Below are 2,307 nucleotides of genomic sequence, written 5' to 3' on the forward strand. Positions count from 1 at the left end.
GTCATTGATTGACGGCTTTTTTGTATCCTTTAAACGGAGTTCTTGAGGAAATCATCAATGATTGACACGCATTGCCACTTTGATTTTGAGCCGTTTAATACTGAAACGGACGAATGGATAAAGCGAACTGAATTAGCCGGGGTGGTAAGGCTCATTGTCCCTGCGGTTGCAACGAGCAATTGGGCACGTATTGAAATGCTAGCGACGCGTTTTCCTGCCATTTACTTTGCTGTTGGTCTTCACCCTGTGTGGGTCGCGGAACACAGCGAAGAGCATATCGAAAAGCTCGATCAGTATTTGTCTTCTAAGCCAGCGAAGTGTGTGGCTGTTGGAGAGTGCGGACTAGACTTTGCTATTTCAGATCATGACCCCGAGAAACAAATCGCCATCTTGGAAGCGCAGCTTTCATTGGCCGACAAATACAACCTCCCCGTCATATTGCATTGTCGAAAAGCACATAATGAAATGCTTCAACTGTTGACGCGCTTTCCCTCAGTCAAAGGTGTTTTGCATGCGTTTAGTGGCAGCGAACAACAAGCGATGGACTATATAAAAAGAGGTTTTCTTCTTGGGGTAGGGGGAACCATTACGTATGAACGTGCAAATAAGACACGAAATGCCATCGCTCGATTGCCGTTGTCATCGCTAGTTTTAGAGACTGATGCACCCGATATGCCCATTTCAGGTTACCAAGGCGAAGCAAATTTACCGGAAAGATTACCCCTCATTGCGCAGGCATTGTCTGAAATTCGAGCGGTCAATGTTGAGGTAATTATTCAAGCAACATCACAGAATGCACTCAAATGTTTTGCATTAAATAGGTAGATGACATCGTTTGCCTAAACGTTTGCGGGAGACTTGCGTCACAAAAATGGATCTAGATCACCTTTTCGAGTGAATTGCACCGAAATTTTCATCGAAAGCGTGATTCATGCATTCCTATGATGCCGTGGACATGAGTATAATCGCCGCCGGACTAACACTCCCAATTTGTCGAGACGCCAAGACTTTTTTTTAGGAATCCCTTTTATGAGCCTGATCATGAGCATTGTAGGGATGGTTGTACTGCTGGGTATTGCAGTACTGCTATCTGACAACCGCAAAGCTATCAACCTACGTACTGTAGGTGGTGCGTTTGCTATCCAGTTTATCCTGGGTGGTTTCATCCTGTTTGTTCCGTGGGGTCAAGACCTACTGAACGCAATGTCAGCTGGCGTACAAAACGTCATTGACTACGGTAAGGATGGTATTGGCTTCCTGTTTGGTAGCCTAGTGAACTTCTCAGTAGACGGTATTGGCTTTATCTTTGCGTTCCAAGTACTGCCTACCGTTGTATTCTTCTCTGCATTGATCAGTGTTCTTTACTACATGGGTATCATGCAGTTCGTTATCAAAATTCTGGGTGGCGCACTGCGCAAAGTACTGGGTACTTCTCACGCAGAATCAATGTCAGCGACTGCTAACATCTTCGTAGGCCAAACTGAAGCACCTCTGGTTGTTCGTCCTTACGTACCAAAAATGACCCAATCAGAACTGTTCGCAGTAATGTGTGGTGGTCTGGCATCTGTAGCCGGTGGTGTACTGGCGGGTTACGCAGCAATGGGTGTTCCACTGTCTTACCTTATCGCAGCATCTTTCATGGCTGCACCAGGTGGTCTGCTGTTCGCGAAAATCATCAAGCCTGAAACTGAAGAGCCAATTGAGCAATTCGGTGCAGACTCTGAGGAAGAAGAAGACAAGCCTGCAAACGTTATCGACGCAGCAGCTGGCGGCGCATCTTCTGGTATGATGCTGGCTCTGAACATCGGTGCGATGTTGCTGGCATTCATCGGTCTAATCGCGCTGATCAACGGTATGTTGAGCGGCATCGGTGGTTGGTTCGGTATTGACGGTCTTACGCTTGAGTGGATTCTTGGTCAACTGTTCCGTCCGCTTGCATTCCTGATTGGTGTTCCTTGGAACGAAGCAGAAATCGCAGGTTCATTCATTGGTCAAAAACTGGTTGTAAACGAATTCGTTGCATACCTGAACTTCACCCCAATGATTGGTGAGCTGTCTGATAAGACTGTAGCTATCATCTCGTTCGCACTGTGTGGTTTTGCTAACCTGTCATCTATCGCAATCTTGTTGGGTGGTCTGGGTAGCATTGCACCGACTCGTCGTCACGACATCGCGCGCTTCGGTATGAAAGCTGTAGCAGCAGGTACACTGTCTAACCTGATGAGTGCAACCATCGCTGGTTTCTTCCTGACACTGGCAACCATGTAAGCCTCAGTCACGAATCAAAGAAAACCGCCTCCTTGTGAG

The 2,307-nt window shown here is 47.0% G+C and carries 2 protein-coding genes; both read left to right on the plus strand.

Annotation, left to right across the window (positions count from 1 at the left end; translation table 11 throughout):
- The first annotated feature begins 57 nt into the window (after positions 1 to 57).
- Positions 58 to 825 carry a TatD family hydrolase gene (locus tag LRP49_RS25040; protein WP_274146383.1) on the plus strand — a complete coding sequence of 256 codons (768 nt, stop codon included), beginning with the start codon at positions 58 to 60 and terminating at the stop codon, positions 823 to 825.
- A 204-nt stretch (positions 826 to 1,029) separates the two neighbouring features.
- Positions 1,030 to 2,268: a NupC/NupG family nucleoside CNT transporter gene (locus LRP49_RS25045; RefSeq protein WP_274146385.1), complete on the plus strand. Its 1,239-nt coding sequence runs from the start codon at positions 1,030 to 1,032 to the stop codon at positions 2,266 to 2,268.
- Positions 2,269 to 2,307: the final 39 nt, after the last annotated feature.

Source organism: Enterovibrio qingdaonensis (assembly GCF_028683135.1).
Taxonomy (GTDB): domain Bacteria; phylum Pseudomonadota; class Gammaproteobacteria; order Enterobacterales; family Vibrionaceae; genus Enterovibrio; species Enterovibrio qingdaonensis.

Bases quoted from the DNA above. Each gene is read 5' to 3' on its own strand.
- LRP49_RS25045 (WP_274146385.1), top strand. From the start codon at position 1,030: ATGAGCCTGATCATGAGCATTGTAGGGATGGTTGTACTGCTGGGTATT.
- LRP49_RS25040 (WP_274146383.1), top strand. From the start codon at position 58: ATGATTGACACGCATTGCCACTTTGATTTTGAGCCGTTTAATACTGAA.